The sequence below is a fragment of the Streptomyces bungoensis genome (genome assembly GCF_001514215.1).
GTDB lineage: Bacteria > Actinomycetota > Actinomycetes > Streptomycetales > Streptomycetaceae > Streptomyces > Streptomyces bungoensis.
In genome coordinates this window covers 683,785-699,414 of record NZ_KQ948851.1, presented here as the reverse complement: position 1 = coordinate 699,414, position 15,630 = coordinate 683,785, and the positions used below count along the sequence as shown (strand labels likewise).

The following is a 15,630-nucleotide window of genomic DNA, read 5'->3' as shown; positions in this document are numbered from 1 at the left end:
CACCGCCCCCTTGCAACCCGGCACCCACTTCGCCTTCGGCGACCACGAGGAACACGGCTTCGTCGCCTCCTTCACCGCGTCTATGCCCGCGCACCTCGCCCACTGGTACCTGGAGCGCGAGCAGTTCGAGCCCGTTCCCGGAGAACCCGGCCTGTACCGGCTCAGCGAGCCCGAGCGCGACGGAGTCCGCCGCACCCGCCAAGCCGTCCACGACCTGCGCCGCCACGGCTACACCGTGCAGGCCGACATCCGCCTTGACCCGTCCCTCTCGGCCGGCCCGGCACACCCCGCCCGGCCGAACGGCCTGCGGGAGCGCCGCAGCCGTCTCGCCCAGGCCGCCGCCGGCCGGACGACGCAGCGCTCTACACCGCCCACCACCTCCCCGCCAGCGGCCCGGCCGATCCCGCCGAAGCCCACCTACGCTCCGACCGTCCACCTGACGGCCGCGACCGGCGGGCGGTCCCGATGACACCCGCGAGCCGTCCGGCCCCCGACGGCCCCTTGCCGACCGCTCCCGAACCGGCCAGCGGGCCACGTGACTTCCGTTTGCGGATGGCGGTCATCGACCGCGAGTCCGAGGCCGCGCTCGACATGACACGCGACCGTTACGGCCGTACCGTCCACGCGGGCGCCGCGGCAGCCGCGCGAGCCCACCGCGACAAGGCCGCGGTGGAGGCGTACGCCGCCCACCTCGCCCCGCACGCCGAGGCTCTCCTCGATGCCGCCCGCCTGGTGCTCGATGAGCTGCCACCCACTCGGCACCTGGCCGGGTGGCGGGCCGTCCTGGACGGCCTGGCCGTTTCGGCCGCCGAGATCCGCCGGGCGCTCGACCGGCCAGCCGCCCCCGGTTCCCCGGCCGCGCGCGCTCAGCACGCGGCCCTGTGGCCGCACCTGGCCGCCTGGGCGGACCACGGCTCCATCGCCAGCAACCTCGCCGACCAGCAGGGCGGCCAGCACCACAAAGCTCCGCTGACCGACGAGGAACAGCAAATGTGGACCAAGAAGGCCCAGGCCGCGCAAAGGCGCGGCGAGCTGGAGCTGACCGAGTCGTGGTACGCCGCCGACGGGCAGCCGATCACCCTCGCCTATTTGGTCGAGGATGACGACTCGACGGTGGTCGCGCTGCGCGGCGACCCGGACGCACCGGGCTGGCAGGTTGTCGGGCACTACGCCCACGAGTACGAGGCGGGCAAGGTGCTGCCCGCTCCGGTTCCGCCCGGCGTGCTGCGCGCGGACGTCTCCCGGTTCAACCGCCCGGCACCGGTTCCGGAGGTGTCCCTGCAGGACCTCATCCGCGATGTCGTCGAAGGCCACAGTGCCGGTGACGCCTCCAATGCGCTTCTCAGCGCTGTCCAGCGCGGCTATGACGCCGGCCCGATGGTCCGCCTGCAGGAACTCCTGGAGACCAGCGGCCAGTTCGCCAGCGCCCTGGAGACCGTGCAGTGCCGCCAGATCGCCGCCCGCCTGGCAGCGCTGAGCCGGCAGATCGAGTTCCTCACCCGCGAAGTCGAAGAGGCGGCCGAGGACCTCGGCGCGACCGTCGCCGTCCTGCCCCCGCACCGCACCCCCGTGCTGCGCACCCGTCCGCGCCCCGCCGTGGACACCACACCGCCCACGCCGCCACCCCGCGCCAGCACCACCGCCCGACACCGCTAAGCCCATGTCCCACCTGGTCTTGACGAACACGAGCCCATGGAGCAGTACGCGATCAACCTTGCCCTCGCAAAATACGAGCACGATCGTGAGCTGTCTTGAGCGCCCACGGCCTAGGGGCGGCCATGCCAGCCGCCCCGGAGCAGCAGCTACTACTGACGCTTACTCACATGTGACACGGCGGTCATGCCGGCGCCGTAGGTGAAGGCAAGGACGGCCCCGCCAGAAGCAACGGCGGTGAGGGCCGGCTGCCCCAGAACAGCGGAGCCGATCCCCGCAACCAGCCCAGCGATGACGGATACCAGCGCAACGACGACAACGTGATACACGCGGTGGTCACAGGTAGAAGTGGTGGCAGACAAGTAGGGCCCTCCCATACTCCGTCGGAGCGCCGTCACCTGAATCAGGGCAGGGTGCATCCTGCGCTGGATTCACGTCACAGCGTCGCCGCCCAGCGGGCGTCGCGATAGGGAAGCGCCGGCCAGGCGCGCCTATCGCTCCTCGGATGGAGCGCCGTAGCGGTTGGCCATCATCACCGATGCACCATGCCTTTCAAGGATCTCGTCGACCACGTCCATAGTAGCCAACCCCACTGACACACAGACAAGTTGGTGACCTCGGGGGAGCCCAAGCGCCGATCTGCAGCGACTCCCACTTACCTGGTCTTCACGCGCGAAGCCTCGTTGCAGGCACTGGTGGCCGTGCTCCTGGCCAAGCGTCCCGCCCGCCGCACCGCCCTCGCCGGACACCTCGCCAAGCAGCCGCTCGCCGACCCGGCGCTCCCTGGCACCGGCGCGGCCTTCGCTCTCACCGTCCTTCTCGCCGCGCGCCGACGTCTGGGCCCTGCGGGCAGTCGCGGTGCGGCTGGCGCCGGTGCCTGCTCCGAGGCCGGCATAAGACGCCCTGATCAGGGCGCAACCCCCACCTTGCAACCCCTTTGAGGAGATCGAATTATGGCTGTTCGTACGCACTGGACCGTGGAGCACGCCTGCTCCCACCGCGTGGATCATGACCTGTCCAATCGCCCTGCCGACAAGCGGGCAGGCTTCGCCCGCTGGCTCGCGTCGAAGGACTGCACCGACTGCTGGAAGGCGGCGCGCGACGCCGACACCGGGTCCAAGGAGGAGTGGCTCGCGGCCAAGCGGGCCGAGGAGCAGGAGGCAGCCCTCGCGTGGGCGAAGCAGTTCGACATGCCGCAGTTGGAGGGCCCGGCCAAGGCCCTGGACTGGGGCGAACGCTCCCGCCACCAGCTGATGACATCCGCGCACACCGCGCTCGTCATCGAGGGCACGTGGGACGAGGCGGACTGGGCGGAGCTGGAGGAGAAGGCCCGCGCCATCACCCGTGCCGGATGGTGGATCGACCAGCGCGACGCCGAAGGCACTGACCTGCTCGAACTCCTCGACGCAGCCAGTGAGGCGGACCGCGGGACGGAGAACCCGTTCCACTGACGGCTGGGCAACATAGCCGGATAACGCCGGTTAGCCAAACCGGCGTTCCTCCGGACTATTGATGCTCCCACCCCGCCAGCACTTGCGTGGAAGGAACTCATGTCCCAGCTTCCGCCCACCTCGGCGTTCGCACCGACGCCCGACCCGCTCACCCCCGATCGAGACATCACCCACGCCCACTTCCAGGCCGGTGACACTGTCGTCGTCCTGAAGGGGATGGCCAGCGGAGAACTGTGGGGCGATGCGATGCGCGTCGTGGCCCCGTCCTGGCACACCCCGACCGACGAGGACGGCTGGCGGCTGCGTGATGCGACCGGCGGCGCCCAGTCCTACGTCACCGCCCACCCCCGCTACCTCGTGCACCTCTCGCGCCGCTGCCCGGACTGCCTGATCTACCTGCGCGCCATGGAGGATGCCCTCTTTACGCGGTTCGCCGACCGCGACGAGCTGATCGACTGCGGCTGGTACACCACCACCGCCCTGGGCCAGCTCGTGCACATCGCGGACATCCGGAGTGGCCGATGACTTCCCCCACGCACCGTCCCGGCCGTTCCGCCGCGCTCGACAGAGCCAGGGCCCGAGCCACCGCATCTCCGGTCGATTCTTCCTGGCCGCTTCACCTGGCCGAAGACCTCCGCGACATCGAGGCCGACTGGAGAACTTCGGCCGAGGTGTGCGCGGATGCTGCCTGGGCGGCACGGTCGGCCGGCCACAGCGTCCTGGCCCTGCTGTCCCCGCAGGACGTCACCGCAATGGGCCTTGACCCGATCACCGCCCGCACCTTGGCTCATCTGTACCTGAGCGCCCTGCGGTTCGACTTCCGCTGCCCCACCCTCCAACGCCTCGTCGAACAACTCGCGGAAACCGCGCGTCAGCCGCTGGACTGCTACACCCGGGCCTTGTACGCCTTCGCGCTGCTGGGCCAGTCCCGCCCGGAGGGCCTGGCGGTCATGGACGAGGTCCTCGCGGAGGCCGGGCAGCACACCAAGACCCTGCACGTCCTGCTGCACGGGCTGTGGCTCGGCCAGGACCTGGACCAGGGCGCGGAGCGTCTCCTGGCCCTCAGCTCCCGACCGGCCCTCGCCACCGGCAGCGACCCGATCGTCCTCTTCCGCGTGGCGGGTGCCCTGCGCCGGCTGGGCCGGTACGACGAAGGGCTGGGCGCCATCGACAGGGCGATCGACTGTCTCCCGCCGGGGGACACCTCGGTGCACGCCGACCTGGTCCGCGAGCGCTCCCTGCTCTGCACAGCCCGCGACCTTCATCAGCACCGGCCGCCCACCCGCACGTCGAGCGGGGTGCCGTCATGATCCCCCGCCCGCACGCGCGGACCCACTCGCCGCGCGACCCGCTCGCCGAGGCACTCGGGCGGCCCCTTTCCCCGAACGAGGGTCTGACGGAGTACACCATCGTCGCCCACTGGCCGGACCTGGACTACTACACCCCCAACGACGAGCAGAGAACCTGGACATCCGCTCAGTGGGCCGAGCACCTCGAAGATCCCTACCTGGAGCATCCGTTCACTGCCAGTGCGGACGACGACCGACGGGCGATCCTCCATCTCGACATCCGCCTTCACCCGGACGACCGGGAGCTGACCGGTCCCGAGTGGGCCGAAACCGCTCACCGGTTCGCGCGAGCCGCCGGTATCGAGATACCCGGCGCCGCAGAGCACGGCTGGCGGTGGATCGCCGTCCAGGCACAGCCCGGGCGCCTGGACCTGATCGCCAACCTGATCCACCTCGACGGCACCTGGCGCACCCCGCCCTCAGACATACTGCGGCGCCTTGCGGACGAGGCACGCCGCATCGAACAGGACCTCAACTTGATCCCCGCCCGCACCGGACCCGCGACACGCCCCGCTGTCCGTACGGCGCCCACCGCATCCGCGCAGTTCGCGAGCGTCCTTACGCAGCTCGCCGACGAGCAGGCCGGCCCGCTGGCCACGGTCCGCGGACTGATCGAGCACACCGCTCACCGCATCGCCCGCCAGCCCGGAGCCGCCAGCACCGAAGCAGCACACGGTCTGGAGCTGATCGCCCGCCGGCTCCACGCGATCCAGCAGGACCTGGACACCACCGCGGCCCACCTGGTCCGCCGGTCCCGGATCGCCGCCGCACCGCCCGTAGCCCGGCACACCGCCCACAGATCTCCGTAGGAGCAACGCCTTCTTGCCCCATACCGGCCGCTTCATGGACATCCGCCGCGACTCGAGCTCCAGCGAACTCCTCGCGCGCGGCGACGACTTGGAGGCACACAGCATTCTCCAGCGCGCGGGATTCATCGCGGTCGTCCGCCTCCACGAGACCTACCACCGCGCCCCCGCCGGCCTCACCGAGGACGACGAGTCCCGTCTCGCCACCGATGCCGTAGCGCGCCTGCGGGCTGCCGGGTACCACGTCGACTGCGACGAACTTTTCGACACCGACGCCCGCCCCGCGCGCTATTCCACGCTCGGTACCTCGGTCTCCCACCTCGCCGAACGCCTGCGCGAAGCCACCGACACCGCCGAGGCAGCCGACATCCTCACCGCACTCACCGCGCCCCACGACGGCATCCTCGCCGGGTTGGAGGAAACCCTCGGCGCTCTGGCGGAGTTCTTCGACGGACTCGGCAACGCGACCGATCCGCACACCGCCCGGCGCCTGCGCTACCTCGCCGACGAATACGTCCGCGTCATCCACTCCGACCTCGCGTACACCCGCGAACGGCTGGCCGACCGGCACGCCCCTCACCCCGGCCGCCGCCCCTGCGCCGAGCAGGTGCCCGACCACGAGCCCGAACGCTCCGCCGTGTGCGCCTGCCCACCCCCGCCGCGTGCACTGCCGGCCCCGGCACCGCCGCCCGTCGGTGCCACCCGCCTGCGCCGCTGAGCCCCTGCAACTGCCCAAGGACACCATGCACGACCACGACACCTCCGAGCACCTCGCCTCGTACGCCGACGTCCTCGCCGGTGAACTCCCCGATACCTGGACCAGCACGCACCTGACAGCCGATGCCAAAGACGACCTCGCCGAACTCGCCGACCGGATCTGGGACCTGGACCTGGTCGCCGCCTCCCTCGGCGAGCACCCGCTGACGCAGGCAGCCGTCCTCAGCCGCCCCGACGGCGCCCAGCTCGTCCTCCTGGACCGGCACGACGGACGCGACGGCTTCCTTCTCGCCGCCGTCGCCCCGCGCGCCCTGCCCGACGAGGCGTACCGGGCTGTCCCTGAGCCCAACGGCGTCGCCCTGGCAGACGACCCGTTCCTGAGTGCCGAGCAGGTCGCTGGCGATCTGCTCGCCCGCTACGACCGTGCGCTCACACAGGTCCGGCACAACGCCCTGGGTGGCATCCAGCCCTCCCAGCCGGACCGGATCGTCCTGACCTGGCAGCCGGACGGCAGCGTCGCCACCGCCCCCGCCGACGACCGGGCCGGCACGATCCTCGTCGCCCACGGCTTCATCCAGGACCCGCAGAGCGGCATCTACCGCCTGGGTGGTGACGACACCCAGGTCCAGGCCCGCGCCCTGCGCGAGATCGGCCCGCGCCTCGACGCGCTCGGCATCGGTACCGCCCTCCAGCACCCCGCCGGACGAACCGCGCCTACCTCAGCCCCGGCATCCATGCCGCCGACCCCGTCCGGCACCCGTACGCCAACCGCCAGGACTCGATGAACCAGGCGGAGGCCGACCTGGGCATCCCCTCCCTGCTCCTGACCGGTCATGACGTCAAGTGCACGCCCGGCGTCTTCGACGAAGCCACCTACCGGCGGGCCATGCACGGCCTCCGCACCAGAGCGGCCCGTCCCGCCGCGCAGCAACCCACACCGGCCGGCACCCCCTCGCGCTCCGCACCGGCCCGCCGTACCCCCTGTAAGACGCCCGGGCGGCCCCGGCACCCCGCCAGGGCCGCCCAGCACACCGCCCGACTCCCGGAGAAACCCGTAGCACCCCGCACACCCCCACCGATCAGCAACCGGCTTAAGCCCCGGCTCGCCACAGCCCTGTTCCGCCGCTATCTGCGCGCTTGCATACCGACCGGTCCCGACCACACCTCCCCGCTGACCGGCGCCCGCCCGGAGGGCGTCCTCACCGAGTCACAGCGCGTCGGGCAGCGCCACCACCACTGACCGTTCACCGCCCCGGAGGAGCATGTCCCACCCCGCCCCCTATCCGGTGAGACTGGCCGACGAAATCACCCGCCAGCTCGGTCAGCTCGCCGACCACCTCTCGCAACTTCCCCCGCCCCAGGCCGCGCAGGTCATCGCCCGCGTTCTCGACCCGGACGCCGGAGTCCTCGGCGGCGTCACTCACCTCGTCGCCACCGGAAGCGTGTTCGCCAAGGACCAGGCAGAGCGCGGCGCGCTCCCCGCGGAGGTGTGGCTCGCTCTGGGCCGTGCCTCGAACGAACTGCACGACATCACCCTCGACCTGGACGAACACAAGGACGCCCTGGCGCACGTCAGCACCCAGCCCGCCACCACCGAGGCGAAGCGCCCAGTGCCCGCACCGCTCGTGGTCCGGCGGCGCCGGTGAAGAAGAAGCAGTGGCAGGGCTGGGGGCCCGGCGAGCAGGCCGAGCAGCACTACCTCGTCCAGCCCCGTGCCCTGGCAGGCGGCGGCGACGTCCGGCACGTCTCGGAGTTCCTGCGTGCCTCGGGCTGGCGGGACAAGTCCAAGACCGGCGGCCCCTTGTTCATGGAGAGCCCGGACCGGACCGTCCGCGTCGCCTACGACCCTTACGTCCTTCCCGGCGGCTGGACCATCCACGGCCGGGCAGACGGGGCCAGCGGCGAGTGGTCGGCGCACCTGGCCCGTCAGGCCCCGGTGGAGATCGTCGCCGGCCTGACCGACGCCCTCACCCGTCCCCGCTCCGCACACGCCCCCAACGTCTGGGCTCCGCTGCAGGAGCAGAACTGGCACACGCGTTTCGAGGGCGAGCACTACGTGGCGACCAGCCCCGATGGCACCGCCTGGATGCAGTACCGCCAGAACCCCGACGGCACGGCGATGTGGTGGACCGGAGCGCAGGACAAACAGGGCAACGGCTGGACGGCCCACTTCACGCCGAACACCCCGATGTACCTCGTGCAAGCCTTCTCCACCGAACTCGCCAGCCCCGACCCCGTGATGCGCCCGCGCGGACGCGTCCCGCACAGCGCGCAGATCCGCACCTGGTCGGTATCCGTCAAGCCCTCCCAACTCAGCGCCTGGCAACAGGCCCGCATCACGGCCGCCCGAGCCGCCACCTGGGCCCGCAACAGCGCCCGAAGCACCAGGCCGCGCACCACCGCCCGCGCCCACGCTGCCGCCGACGGCACACGAACCCGCCGCTGACCACGACACCCACCACCCCGAGGAGACCGATGCCCGCACTCACCCCGGACACCATCCGCGCCGCGACCGACACCCTGTGCCGCCTCACCGAATACCTGCGCGAGAACCCCGACCCCGAGGAGGCGCTCGCTCTCGTCGAGCCCCTCCTCGACGAATACACCGGCCTGCCCATCCAACTCGGCGACACCCTGCGCGCCCTCGCCCGCGCCGTACAGAGCCACCCGAACACACCGCGCAGCGAGAAGATCAGTGATCTGGTCACCGAGCTGCGTGCCGCGGCGTGGGTGCAGACCGACCAGTACATGCTCCACTACGTCCTGGACGAGCTGCGCAAGGTGATCGGCAGCGCCGCCGCGAGTGAGCCGGGGTGCGGTCGGTGCCGCTGAGCGAACGGCAGCTCGCCGGGTTCGCCGACAAGCACGCCTGGCGGATCCCCTTCGACACCAGCCCCCGCCATCTCGCCGGCCCCGGGGATGCCCGCCACGTCACCCACGGCTTGGCCGCCGCCGGATGGAGCGCCGTCTCCGACCCTTTGAGTGCCGAGATCGTCCTGCGCAGTCCCGACCTTCGCCACAGCCTCCAGTTCGACCCGCAGTCCGCCACCTCTGCATGGTGGCGGCTGCGGGCCGAGCCCACCGACACCGAGCCCGGCTGGTACGCCGAGTTCGGTGAACTCGTGCCAGCCGAGGTCTTCGCCGGCTTCACCGATGCCCTCATCGCCCCGCCGCCACAACAGCCAGACCCGTGGCAACCGGTGACCTCGGCGGGCTGGCACCGCGACTCGGACGGTACGGCGCGCTCGCCGGACTCCATGTGCCACATCGAACTGCGCCCGTTGAGCGAATTCAGTGGCCGGTCGTCCTGGCACGTTGAGACCTGCGAGCCCGGCGACGGGCAGTTCCCCGGCCCGCGCATCTGGCACGCCTACTTCGACGAGGACGTCCCCGCCCACCACGTCGGATCGTTCCTCACCGCGCTGGCCGACCGCAGCCCGCTCCAGCGCGGCATGTACGACCGCACCGGCCACTACAGCGCCGTGCAGGAGCCCAGCCCGCTGCGCCCGCAGCAGGTGGTCGACGCCCACACCGCCCGTATCGAGTCGCTCCGTGCCCGGGCACGCTCCGCCCGCAGGCAGCAGACGAAACCCGCACCGACCCCGGCGCCGGCCCACACCGCCCAGCCGGCCGCCCGTCGCTGAACCGACAGGACCCCTTTCCCATTTCCGCCGATCACCGCGCACACCGCGACCTCCTCCGCCACCTCGACCATTACGTGAGCGACAGCAAGAAGATCCTCGACGCCTGGGACGCCTACTCCGACGAGCACACCGACCTCGACGGATGGCCCTACGACGACCACGCCTACGGAAGGCGCGCGAGCCAGCGCGACGCCGACACCGCCGAGGCATTCGAGCCACTCCGGTACGGCGCCCGTCACCTGCTGGCCACGGCCGAAACGCAACTGGCCCACCTGCCGGAGACCAACGTGCAGAGCCGCTGGGTCTACCAGCTGGGCGTCCTGCGCGACGCCCTCGACCGACTCGACGAACTGCACGAGCAATGGCTGGTCACCCGCGACGCCCTCCCCGCCACCGCCAAGCCCGGAACCCCGGACTTCGACGACGCACTCGCCGCACATCACGCCGAATCGTGGAGCTACCTCGACGACTGGGCCACCCACGGCAAGGCGCTCCGCGAGATCAACACGGCCGCCCGCAAAGCCCCTTCACCCCTGGCTCCCACACCGACACCGGCCCCGGCCACCGCGCCCGACCGGCGAGCTGCCGCACGGAAGTGAGCACGCCCTCGACTCCCGAGACCGTCGAGGTCGACTTCATCACGCCGCGCCACCTGGCCGGCGGCGGCGACCCCGCCTGGATCACCGTCCCCCTGCACCGTGCCTGCGGCTGGAGCCACGGTAACGACCCGCTGATGCCCCGCGTCCTGCTCTCCAGCCCGGACCAGAAGGCCCTCCTGCGCCTGGAACCCGACCCCGACGGACAGTGGTGGAACCTCAACCATGCGGCGGAGGCGGACCGGCCCGCCTGGTACGCGAGTTTCGGCGCCCGCACCCCGGTCGAACTCATCGCCGCCTTCAGCGACGTCCCGCCGGCAACTCCAGGCCCGCCGCGCCAGCCGCCGGCCAGGAACAGCCGCAGCCGCTGAATGCCCCGCCCCCGCCCGGAAGGCACGTAACTCTTTGCCCCCCACCTCCTCCAACACTTCCACCGACGGGTACGACATCGTCCTGCGCCTCCTGATCGGAGTCGCGGCCGTCGTCGTCCCCCTGTCCCACCTCGCCTGGCTGTCCGGCAACATCACCGCCTACCTCACCGGAGGCGGCTGGGCGCCGTACCAGCCGACCACCGCCCTGCTCCACCCCCAGCGCCTCTGGCCCCACGCGGGAGAAACATCCCTGCTGATCGGGGCACGCATCGTTCCCGTTCTCCTCCTCCTGGCCCTCGGGACAACAGCGGGCATCCTGTGGGCCCGGCACAAGAACCGCAGCGGCGGCCGGAAGAAGAAGATCACCGGCATGGCCAAGGCCCGGGACATCGAACCGATGATGGCCAAGGCGATCACCGACAAGGCCCGCTCCCTGCGCCCGAGCCTGAAGGACGCCAAGCACATCGAGGCCCGCGACACCGGCATCCTCCTCGGCAACCTGCAGGGCACCAAGCAGGAGATCCGCATGGGCTACGAGGACGTGGCCGTCGCAATCATGGCGCCCCGCTCGGGCAAGACCACCTCGCTCGCGATCCCCTCCATCCTCGCCGCGCCCGGCCCGGTCCTGCTGACCTCGAACAAGGCCGCCGGCGATGCGTTCACCGCCACCTACGACGCCCGCGCCGCGGTGGGACGGGTGTGGTCGATGGACCCGCAGCAGATCGCGCACGCCGCACGCGAGATGTGGTGGAACCCCTTGGCGGACGCCAAAACCCTCGACGGCGCCGGGCGGCTGGCCGGCCACTTCCTCGCCGCCTCCGTGGACGGCTCCCAGCAGGGCGACTTCTGGTCCAAGGCCGGATCCAACATCCTCGCCCAGCTCTTCCTCGCCGCGGCCCTGGACGAGGGGCCGATCACCGACGTCATGCAGTGGCTAGCCTTCCCCGCCGACCGCACGCCGCTCGACATCCTCCGCGACCACGGATTCACCGCCATCGCCGCCCAACTCAAGGGCACCGTGGAAGGACCGCCGGAAACCAGGGACGGCATCTACGAGACCGCCCGCCAGTACGCCGCCGCGCTGCTCAACAGCGAGATCGCCGCCTGGGTCACCCCGCAGAAGAACGTCCCCGAGTTCAGGCCGTCCGAGTTCGTCACCTCCACCGACACCCTCTTCCTGCTCAGCAAGGACGGCGGAGGCGGAGCCTCGGCGCTGATCGCGGCGTGCGCCGACTCGGTGATGCGGGCCGCGACCGCCCAGGCCGAACGAGCCGGAGGACGCCTCGACCCGCCCATGCTCGCGATCCTCGACGAGGCCGCCAACGTGTGCAAGATCTCGGACCTTCCGGACCTGTACTCGCACCTCGGGTCGCGCGGCATCATCCCGATCACGATCCTGCAGTCCTACCGCCAGGGCCAGAAGGTCTGGGGGGACGCCGGCATGGACGCCATGTGGTCCGCCTCTACCGTCAAGGTCATCGGCTCCGGTATCGACGACCCCGACTTCGCGGACAAGCTGTCCCGCCTGATCGGCGACCACGACGTCGAGACCACCTCGACCTCGCACTCCGAGTCCGGCAAGTCGACCTCGGTGTCGATGCGACAGCAGCGGATCCTTCCCGCAGACGAGATCCGCGCCCTGCCCAAGGGCACGGCCCTCTGCTTCGCCACCGGTCTGCGCGCCGCCATGCTCGACCTGCGCCCGTGGTACCAAGAGCCCGGCGCGGCAGAACTGTCCGCGGCGTCCGACCGCGCATCCAAGGCGATCACCGCCCGGGCCATCGCCAAGCACGCACCGGTCCAGTCCGACTTCGGGCCCGCCGCGTGAGCGAATCGCGCCTGCACCTGGTGCCCGTCCGCTCTCGGGACGCCAAGGAGTTCGTCCGCCTCTGGCACCGGCACCACCCGCCGCCCGCCGGACAGATCTTCTCCCTCGGTGCCGCCGACGAGCCCAACATCCTGCGCGCCGTGGCCGTGGTCGGCCGCCCTGTCGCCCGCCACTTGGACGACGGCACCACCCTCGAAGTCACCCGCACCGCCAGTGACGGCACACGCAACGCCAACTCCCTGCTCTACGGAGCTGCTTGGAGAGCGGCCAAAGCGCTCGGATACCGGCGGCTGATCACCTATACGCAGGCAGGGGAGAGCGGAGCCTCGCTGCGCGGCGCGGGGTGGCGCGTCCTGGCCCACCGTCCTCCAAGGCCGGGCTGGCACACGCCGTCCCGGCCGCGGACGGACCGCGGAACCTCGCAGATCGCTCGCACACTGTGGCAAGCGCCCTGACAAGACACGCTCATCGGCACCTATGCATCCCACGAACGCGACGACATGACGTCCGTCAGCAGCGCTGGACGCGGTCATCGCCGCGGCCGTCCCGCTCGGCAGGCGCGGTACCACCACGTGCAGGCTCGCCGGGCCCGCTGAAACAGCCACCAGATCCCGTTCCCCGATCCCCTGGACCACCGTGTCTCTTTTGGACATCCCCGATGTGTTCATCGGGTCCACCGACGACGGGCACACCTTCGTCATCATCAACCGCCGCATCCACGATGCCGACCGGCTGCTGACCGAGGCCGGGTTCCTCGCCCGCGAGCACCTCGGCCGCACGCTCTACCTGCTCCCCCCGGGCACTGCCCAGGACGCGCACGATCGCGCCGGGGTCGCCATGTACGGGCTCCTGGCCCACACCCACGACCTGATCGATCTCTGCTGGACGACCCGCTGGAGCCCCGGCAGTCCCGTCGCCGATCCGGAGATTCGTTTCCACTTCTGTGACGGCACCGTGGCGGTGACGGCCAGGACCGCCGCCGCCCGTTCCCTCTTGGAACGGCACGGCTTCACCCCGAACGGCTCTTCCTATCGGCCGCCGGACGGACTAGACGAGCGCCGCCTGCTCGGCGCTGTGACAGCTGCCGAAACCCACGCCTACACCCACGGTCTCAGTGTCCGCGTCGACCTCGGCATCCCCACGCCGTCCGACATCCCTCCCGCTCCCCGCCGCCCGTCAGCTGCCGCCCCCGGCTCACCGACCACGCCTGCGGCCCGCCGTCGCACCCGCTGACCCCACGCGGGGGGTCGGGGTGTGAACGATCGTCGAGCCGCGGCCAAGGGCGCGCGGCGGTACACACCTTCGCACTCCAGCCGTTGACCGCTTTCCCTCTTGGAGTCTTGCCACGTCATCCGACACCCCGAGCGCGCATGACCTCGCCTGCGCGCTTGCCGACCAGATCCGCCCCGGCGCTGCTCCCCGTGACGTGGTCGTCAGTTTCAGCGTCCGCCGACAGGCGGCAGCCAAGTACGATCACGGCTCCTGCGGCGGCCCCGTGACGGTCTTCGCCCAAGCACTGCACGCCCGCCTCTACGGCCTTCCCACGGACGACGATCCGCTGCCCACCGCCCTGGACGCGCTCCTGCAGGCCACTCACACCGCGACCGCCCCCGAGCAGCAGACCGCGATCCTGCAACAGCTCGCCGAGCAGCTACGCAACGCCACCGAGATCATCCAGCGCTACCAGTACCAGGCCCAACGGGACCGGCTCCCCGACAGCGTCGCCGAGCAGCTCCGGGACGCCCACGACCAGGACGAGCAGGTCACCAAGACCCTCGACGCCGTCGCCCCCGCCTTCAGCAGCCAGCCCGCCGCGCCCGTGCCGCCTGCCGCGCAACCGCGCCACACCGCCAGCCCACCCGCGCCCACGACTCCACCGGCCGGGCGCCGCCGCTGACCTCCGGCGACAGCCCACCCGCCGGGAAAGGCAGGCTCCAACCTGGCCACCGCCGATCCCCTCCACACCCGCCTCACCCAAGGACACCGTGCGCTGGGCGTGTTCGTCCCCGCCGGCCTGTACCCGGCAACCGCACAGCGCCAGCACCTCGACCAGCTCGCGCAGGCAGGTGCCGACCTGTTCGAGGTCGGCCTGCCCACCGAGGACGCCGCCCTCGACGGCCCCGTCATTCAGACCGCCTACCACCGCGCCCTGCGCAGCGGAAACGCCCTCGACCACGCCGTGCGCGCCGTCGAACACGCCGCCAGCCTCCGGCCGACCGTTGTCATGACCTACTGGGAGCCCGTGAGCCGCCACGGCCCCGCGTACGTGGCCCGCCTGTTCGCCGACGCCGGCGCCGCCGGCGTGATGATCGTCGACCTGCCCGCCCACCAAACGGCCCGCTGGCACAAAATCGCACGAGCGACGGGCCTTCGCACCCCACACCTCATCCCGCACACCACCCCTGACCCCCTCCTCCCGGCCGCGGTCGCCGGCGCCTCCGGATGGCTCTACGCACCCGCCACCACGGCCCCCACCGGCTACCGAGGCCCGCTCGACATCCCCGGACTCGCCGGCTTCACCCAGCGCCTACGCGCCGCGAGCCCACTGCCCGTGGTCTCGGGAGTCGGGATCTCCACCCCAGCCCTCGCCGCACGCGTCGCCCCGCTGGTGGACGCCGTCGTCATCGGCACCCCCGTCGTCCGCGCCCTGGCCACCGACCCTGCCCAAGCCCCGGACCTGACGGCCGCGTTCGCCCGAGCCCTGCACCCGACCACCCTCACGGAGACCCGTGCCTGATCGCTCTGATCGCTCCACCCTGACCGAGGCCCTCGACCGGATCGTGGCCGACGCCCTTGTCCTGCACCGAGCCCTGCGCACCAACGCCATCGGCCACGCGCACGCACTGGCCGCGCGGATCAACGACGCCCAAGACCTCGCCAGCGCCGCCCTGCGGCTGTTCCTCGACCTCGCCCAGCACACGCCGCACACCACGGCCGGGAAGCTGCTGCTCCTCGACCACATCGCGCAGATCGCCAAGGCCGCCCAGGACGCAAGCGCCGAACTGACCGCAGCCCTCGCCCGCGCCGTGGAGAACCAACGCCGCCGAGCCAACGCCACGAAGGGGCCGGCCATCCTCATCCGCCCCTCACCACAGCAGTTCATCGAGTCGGCCACCGACCTCCTCGACCGCATCCCCACCCTCCACCACGCCATACACCGCGACCGGCTAATCCCGCCCAGCCGGCTGACGCACCAGCCTCATTGAGGGCGCGCC

Annotated in this window: 20 protein-coding genes and 1 pseudogene; all 21 read left to right on the top strand. The window is 71.5% G+C overall.

Annotated elements, in window-relative coordinates:
* Window positions 1-10: 10 nt before the first annotated feature.
* The 21 genes and pseudogenes from AQJ66_RS02770 to AQJ66_RS02665 all read left to right on the top strand — a co-directional run bounded on the left by AQJ66_RS02770 (window position 11) and on the right by AQJ66_RS02665 (window position 15,621).
* Window positions 11-469 (top strand): hypothetical protein, encoded by a 459-nt coding sequence (locus AQJ66_RS02770; RefSeq protein WP_061915806.1) that lies wholly within the window; start codon window positions 11-13, stop codon window positions 467-469.
* Complete coding sequence (locus AQJ66_RS02765) at window positions 466-1,656, top strand: hypothetical protein (RefSeq protein ID WP_107118834.1); 1,191 nt, start codon at window positions 466-468, stop codon at window positions 1,654-1,656. The genes AQJ66_RS02770 and AQJ66_RS02765 overlap by 4 nt, the downstream gene beginning before the upstream one ends.
* A 950-nt stretch (window positions 1,657-2,606) precedes the next feature.
* Window positions 2,607-3,104, top strand: a complete 498-nt coding sequence (locus AQJ66_RS02755) for a hypothetical protein (protein WP_208611265.1) — start codon at window positions 2,607-2,609, stop codon at window positions 3,102-3,104.
* Window positions 3,105-3,203: 99 nt separating this feature from the next.
* Entirely contained in the window at window positions 3,204-3,629 is a 426-nt protein-coding gene (locus AQJ66_RS02750) for a hypothetical protein (RefSeq protein ID WP_061915799.1), read from the top strand.
* Window positions 3,626-4,414 carry a tetratricopeptide repeat protein gene (locus tag AQJ66_RS02745; protein ID WP_061915796.1) on the top strand — a complete coding sequence of 263 codons (789 nt, stop codon included), beginning with the start codon at window positions 3,626-3,628 and terminating at the stop codon, window positions 4,412-4,414. Before AQJ66_RS02750 ends, AQJ66_RS02745 begins: the two co-directional genes overlap by 4 nt.
* Window positions 4,411-5,262, top strand: coding sequence for a hypothetical protein (locus AQJ66_RS02740; RefSeq protein WP_061915793.1), 852 nt, complete (start codon window positions 4,411-4,413; stop codon window positions 5,260-5,262). Before AQJ66_RS02745 ends, AQJ66_RS02740 begins: the two co-directional genes overlap by 4 nt.
* Window positions 5,263-5,296: 34 nt before the next feature.
* Window positions 5,297-5,977, top strand: coding sequence for a hypothetical protein (locus AQJ66_RS02735; RefSeq protein ID WP_425264261.1), 681 nt, complete (start codon window positions 5,297-5,299; stop codon window positions 5,975-5,977).
* Between the two features lie 25 nt (window positions 5,978-6,002).
* Complete coding sequence (locus tag AQJ66_RS02730) at window positions 6,003-6,761, top strand: hypothetical protein (RefSeq protein WP_061916690.1); 759 nt, start codon at window positions 6,003-6,005, stop codon at window positions 6,759-6,761.
* Window positions 6,758-7,216 carry a hypothetical protein gene (locus AQJ66_RS02725; RefSeq protein WP_061915788.1) on the top strand — a complete coding sequence of 153 codons (459 nt, stop codon included), beginning with the start codon at window positions 6,758-6,760 and terminating at the stop codon, window positions 7,214-7,216. The genes AQJ66_RS02730 and AQJ66_RS02725 overlap by 4 nt, the downstream gene beginning before the upstream one ends.
* Window positions 7,217-7,238: 22 nt before the next feature.
* Window positions 7,239-7,622 carry a hypothetical protein gene (locus tag AQJ66_RS02720; RefSeq protein ID WP_061915785.1) on the top strand — a complete coding sequence of 128 codons (384 nt, stop codon included), beginning with the start codon at window positions 7,239-7,241 and terminating at the stop codon, window positions 7,620-7,622.
* Window positions 7,619-8,422 (top strand): SPDY domain-containing protein, encoded by an 804-nt coding sequence (locus AQJ66_RS02715; RefSeq protein WP_061915782.1) that lies wholly within the window; start codon window positions 7,619-7,621, stop codon window positions 8,420-8,422. The genes AQJ66_RS02720 and AQJ66_RS02715 overlap by 4 nt, the downstream gene beginning before the upstream one ends.
* Window positions 8,423-8,451: 29 nt before the next feature.
* Complete coding sequence (locus AQJ66_RS02710) at window positions 8,452-8,808, top strand: hypothetical protein (RefSeq protein ID WP_061915779.1); 357 nt, start codon at window positions 8,452-8,454, stop codon at window positions 8,806-8,808.
* Complete coding sequence (locus tag AQJ66_RS02705; RefSeq protein WP_061916687.1) at window positions 8,799-9,620, top strand: SPDY domain-containing protein; 822 nt, start codon at window positions 8,799-8,801, stop codon at window positions 9,618-9,620. The genes AQJ66_RS02710 and AQJ66_RS02705 overlap by 10 nt, the downstream gene beginning before the upstream one ends.
* Before the next feature lie 74 nt (window positions 9,621-9,694).
* Window positions 9,695-10,219: a hypothetical protein gene (locus AQJ66_RS02700; RefSeq protein ID WP_208611264.1), complete on the top strand. Its 525-nt coding sequence runs from the start codon at window positions 9,695-9,697 to the stop codon at window positions 10,217-10,219.
* A pseudogene (locus AQJ66_RS02695) lies at window positions 10,216-10,563 on the top strand (SPDY domain-containing protein); the annotation flags it as partial. The gene AQJ66_RS02700 and the pseudogene AQJ66_RS02695, both read left to right, overlap by 4 nt.
* 58 nt (window positions 10,564-10,621) lie before the next feature.
* Window positions 10,622-12,415 (top strand): type IV secretory system conjugative DNA transfer family protein, encoded by a 1,794-nt coding sequence (locus AQJ66_RS02690; RefSeq protein ID WP_061915772.1) that lies wholly within the window; start codon window positions 10,622-10,624, stop codon window positions 12,413-12,415.
* Window positions 12,412-12,870: an XF1762 family protein gene (locus AQJ66_RS02685; RefSeq protein WP_079060030.1), complete on the top strand. Its 459-nt coding sequence runs from the start codon at window positions 12,412-12,414 to the stop codon at window positions 12,868-12,870. The genes AQJ66_RS02690 and AQJ66_RS02685 overlap by 4 nt, the downstream gene beginning before the upstream one ends.
* Window positions 12,871-13,051: 181 nt before the next feature.
* Window positions 13,052-13,648, top strand: a complete 597-nt coding sequence (locus AQJ66_RS02680) for a hypothetical protein (RefSeq protein ID WP_061915769.1) — start codon at window positions 13,052-13,054, stop codon at window positions 13,646-13,648.
* A gap of 262 nt (window positions 13,649-13,910) precedes the next feature.
* On the top strand, window positions 13,911-14,312 hold the full coding sequence (locus AQJ66_RS02675; protein WP_159052527.1) for a hypothetical protein: 402 nt from the start codon (window positions 13,911-13,913) through the stop codon (window positions 14,310-14,312).
* 42 nt (window positions 14,313-14,354) lie between these two features.
* The gene (gene trpA / locus AQJ66_RS02670; protein ID WP_061915763.1) at window positions 14,355-15,152 is read left to right on the top strand and encodes a tryptophan synthase subunit alpha; all 798 of its coding nucleotides are present in this window, start codon (window positions 14,355-14,357) and stop codon (window positions 15,150-15,152) included.
* Complete coding sequence (locus AQJ66_RS02665; protein WP_058082611.1) at window positions 15,145-15,621, top strand: hypothetical protein; 477 nt, start codon at window positions 15,145-15,147, stop codon at window positions 15,619-15,621. Before trpA ends, AQJ66_RS02665 begins: the two co-directional genes overlap by 8 nt.
* Window positions 15,622-15,630 lie beyond the last annotated feature (9 nt).

Bases quoted from the DNA above. Each gene is read 5' to 3' on its own strand.
- AQJ66_RS02755 (WP_208611265.1), top strand. From the start codon at position 2,607: ATGGCTGTTCGTACGCACTGGACCGTGGAGCACGCCTGCTCCCACCGC.
- AQJ66_RS02765 (WP_107118834.1), top strand. From the start codon at position 466: ATGACACCCGCGAGCCGTCCGGCCCCCGACGGCCCCTTGCCGACCGCT.
- AQJ66_RS02725 (WP_061915788.1), top strand. From the start codon at position 6,758: ATGAACCAGGCGGAGGCCGACCTGGGCATCCCCTCCCTGCTCCTGACC.
- AQJ66_RS02710 (WP_061915779.1), top strand. From the start codon at position 8,452: ATGCCCGCACTCACCCCGGACACCATCCGCGCCGCGACCGACACCCTG.
- AQJ66_RS02750 (WP_061915799.1), top strand. From the start codon at position 3,204: ATGTCCCAGCTTCCGCCCACCTCGGCGTTCGCACCGACGCCCGACCCG.
- AQJ66_RS02730 (WP_061916690.1), top strand. From the start codon at position 6,003: ATGCACGACCACGACACCTCCGAGCACCTCGCCTCGTACGCCGACGTC.
- AQJ66_RS02735 (WP_425264261.1), top strand. From the start codon at position 5,297: ATGGACATCCGCCGCGACTCGAGCTCCAGCGAACTCCTCGCGCGCGGC.
- AQJ66_RS02745 (WP_061915796.1), top strand. From the start codon at position 3,626: ATGACTTCCCCCACGCACCGTCCCGGCCGTTCCGCCGCGCTCGACAGA.
- AQJ66_RS02720 (WP_061915785.1), top strand. From the start codon at position 7,239: ATGTCCCACCCCGCCCCCTATCCGGTGAGACTGGCCGACGAAATCACC.
- AQJ66_RS02740 (WP_061915793.1), top strand. From the start codon at position 4,411: ATGATCCCCCGCCCGCACGCGCGGACCCACTCGCCGCGCGACCCGCTC.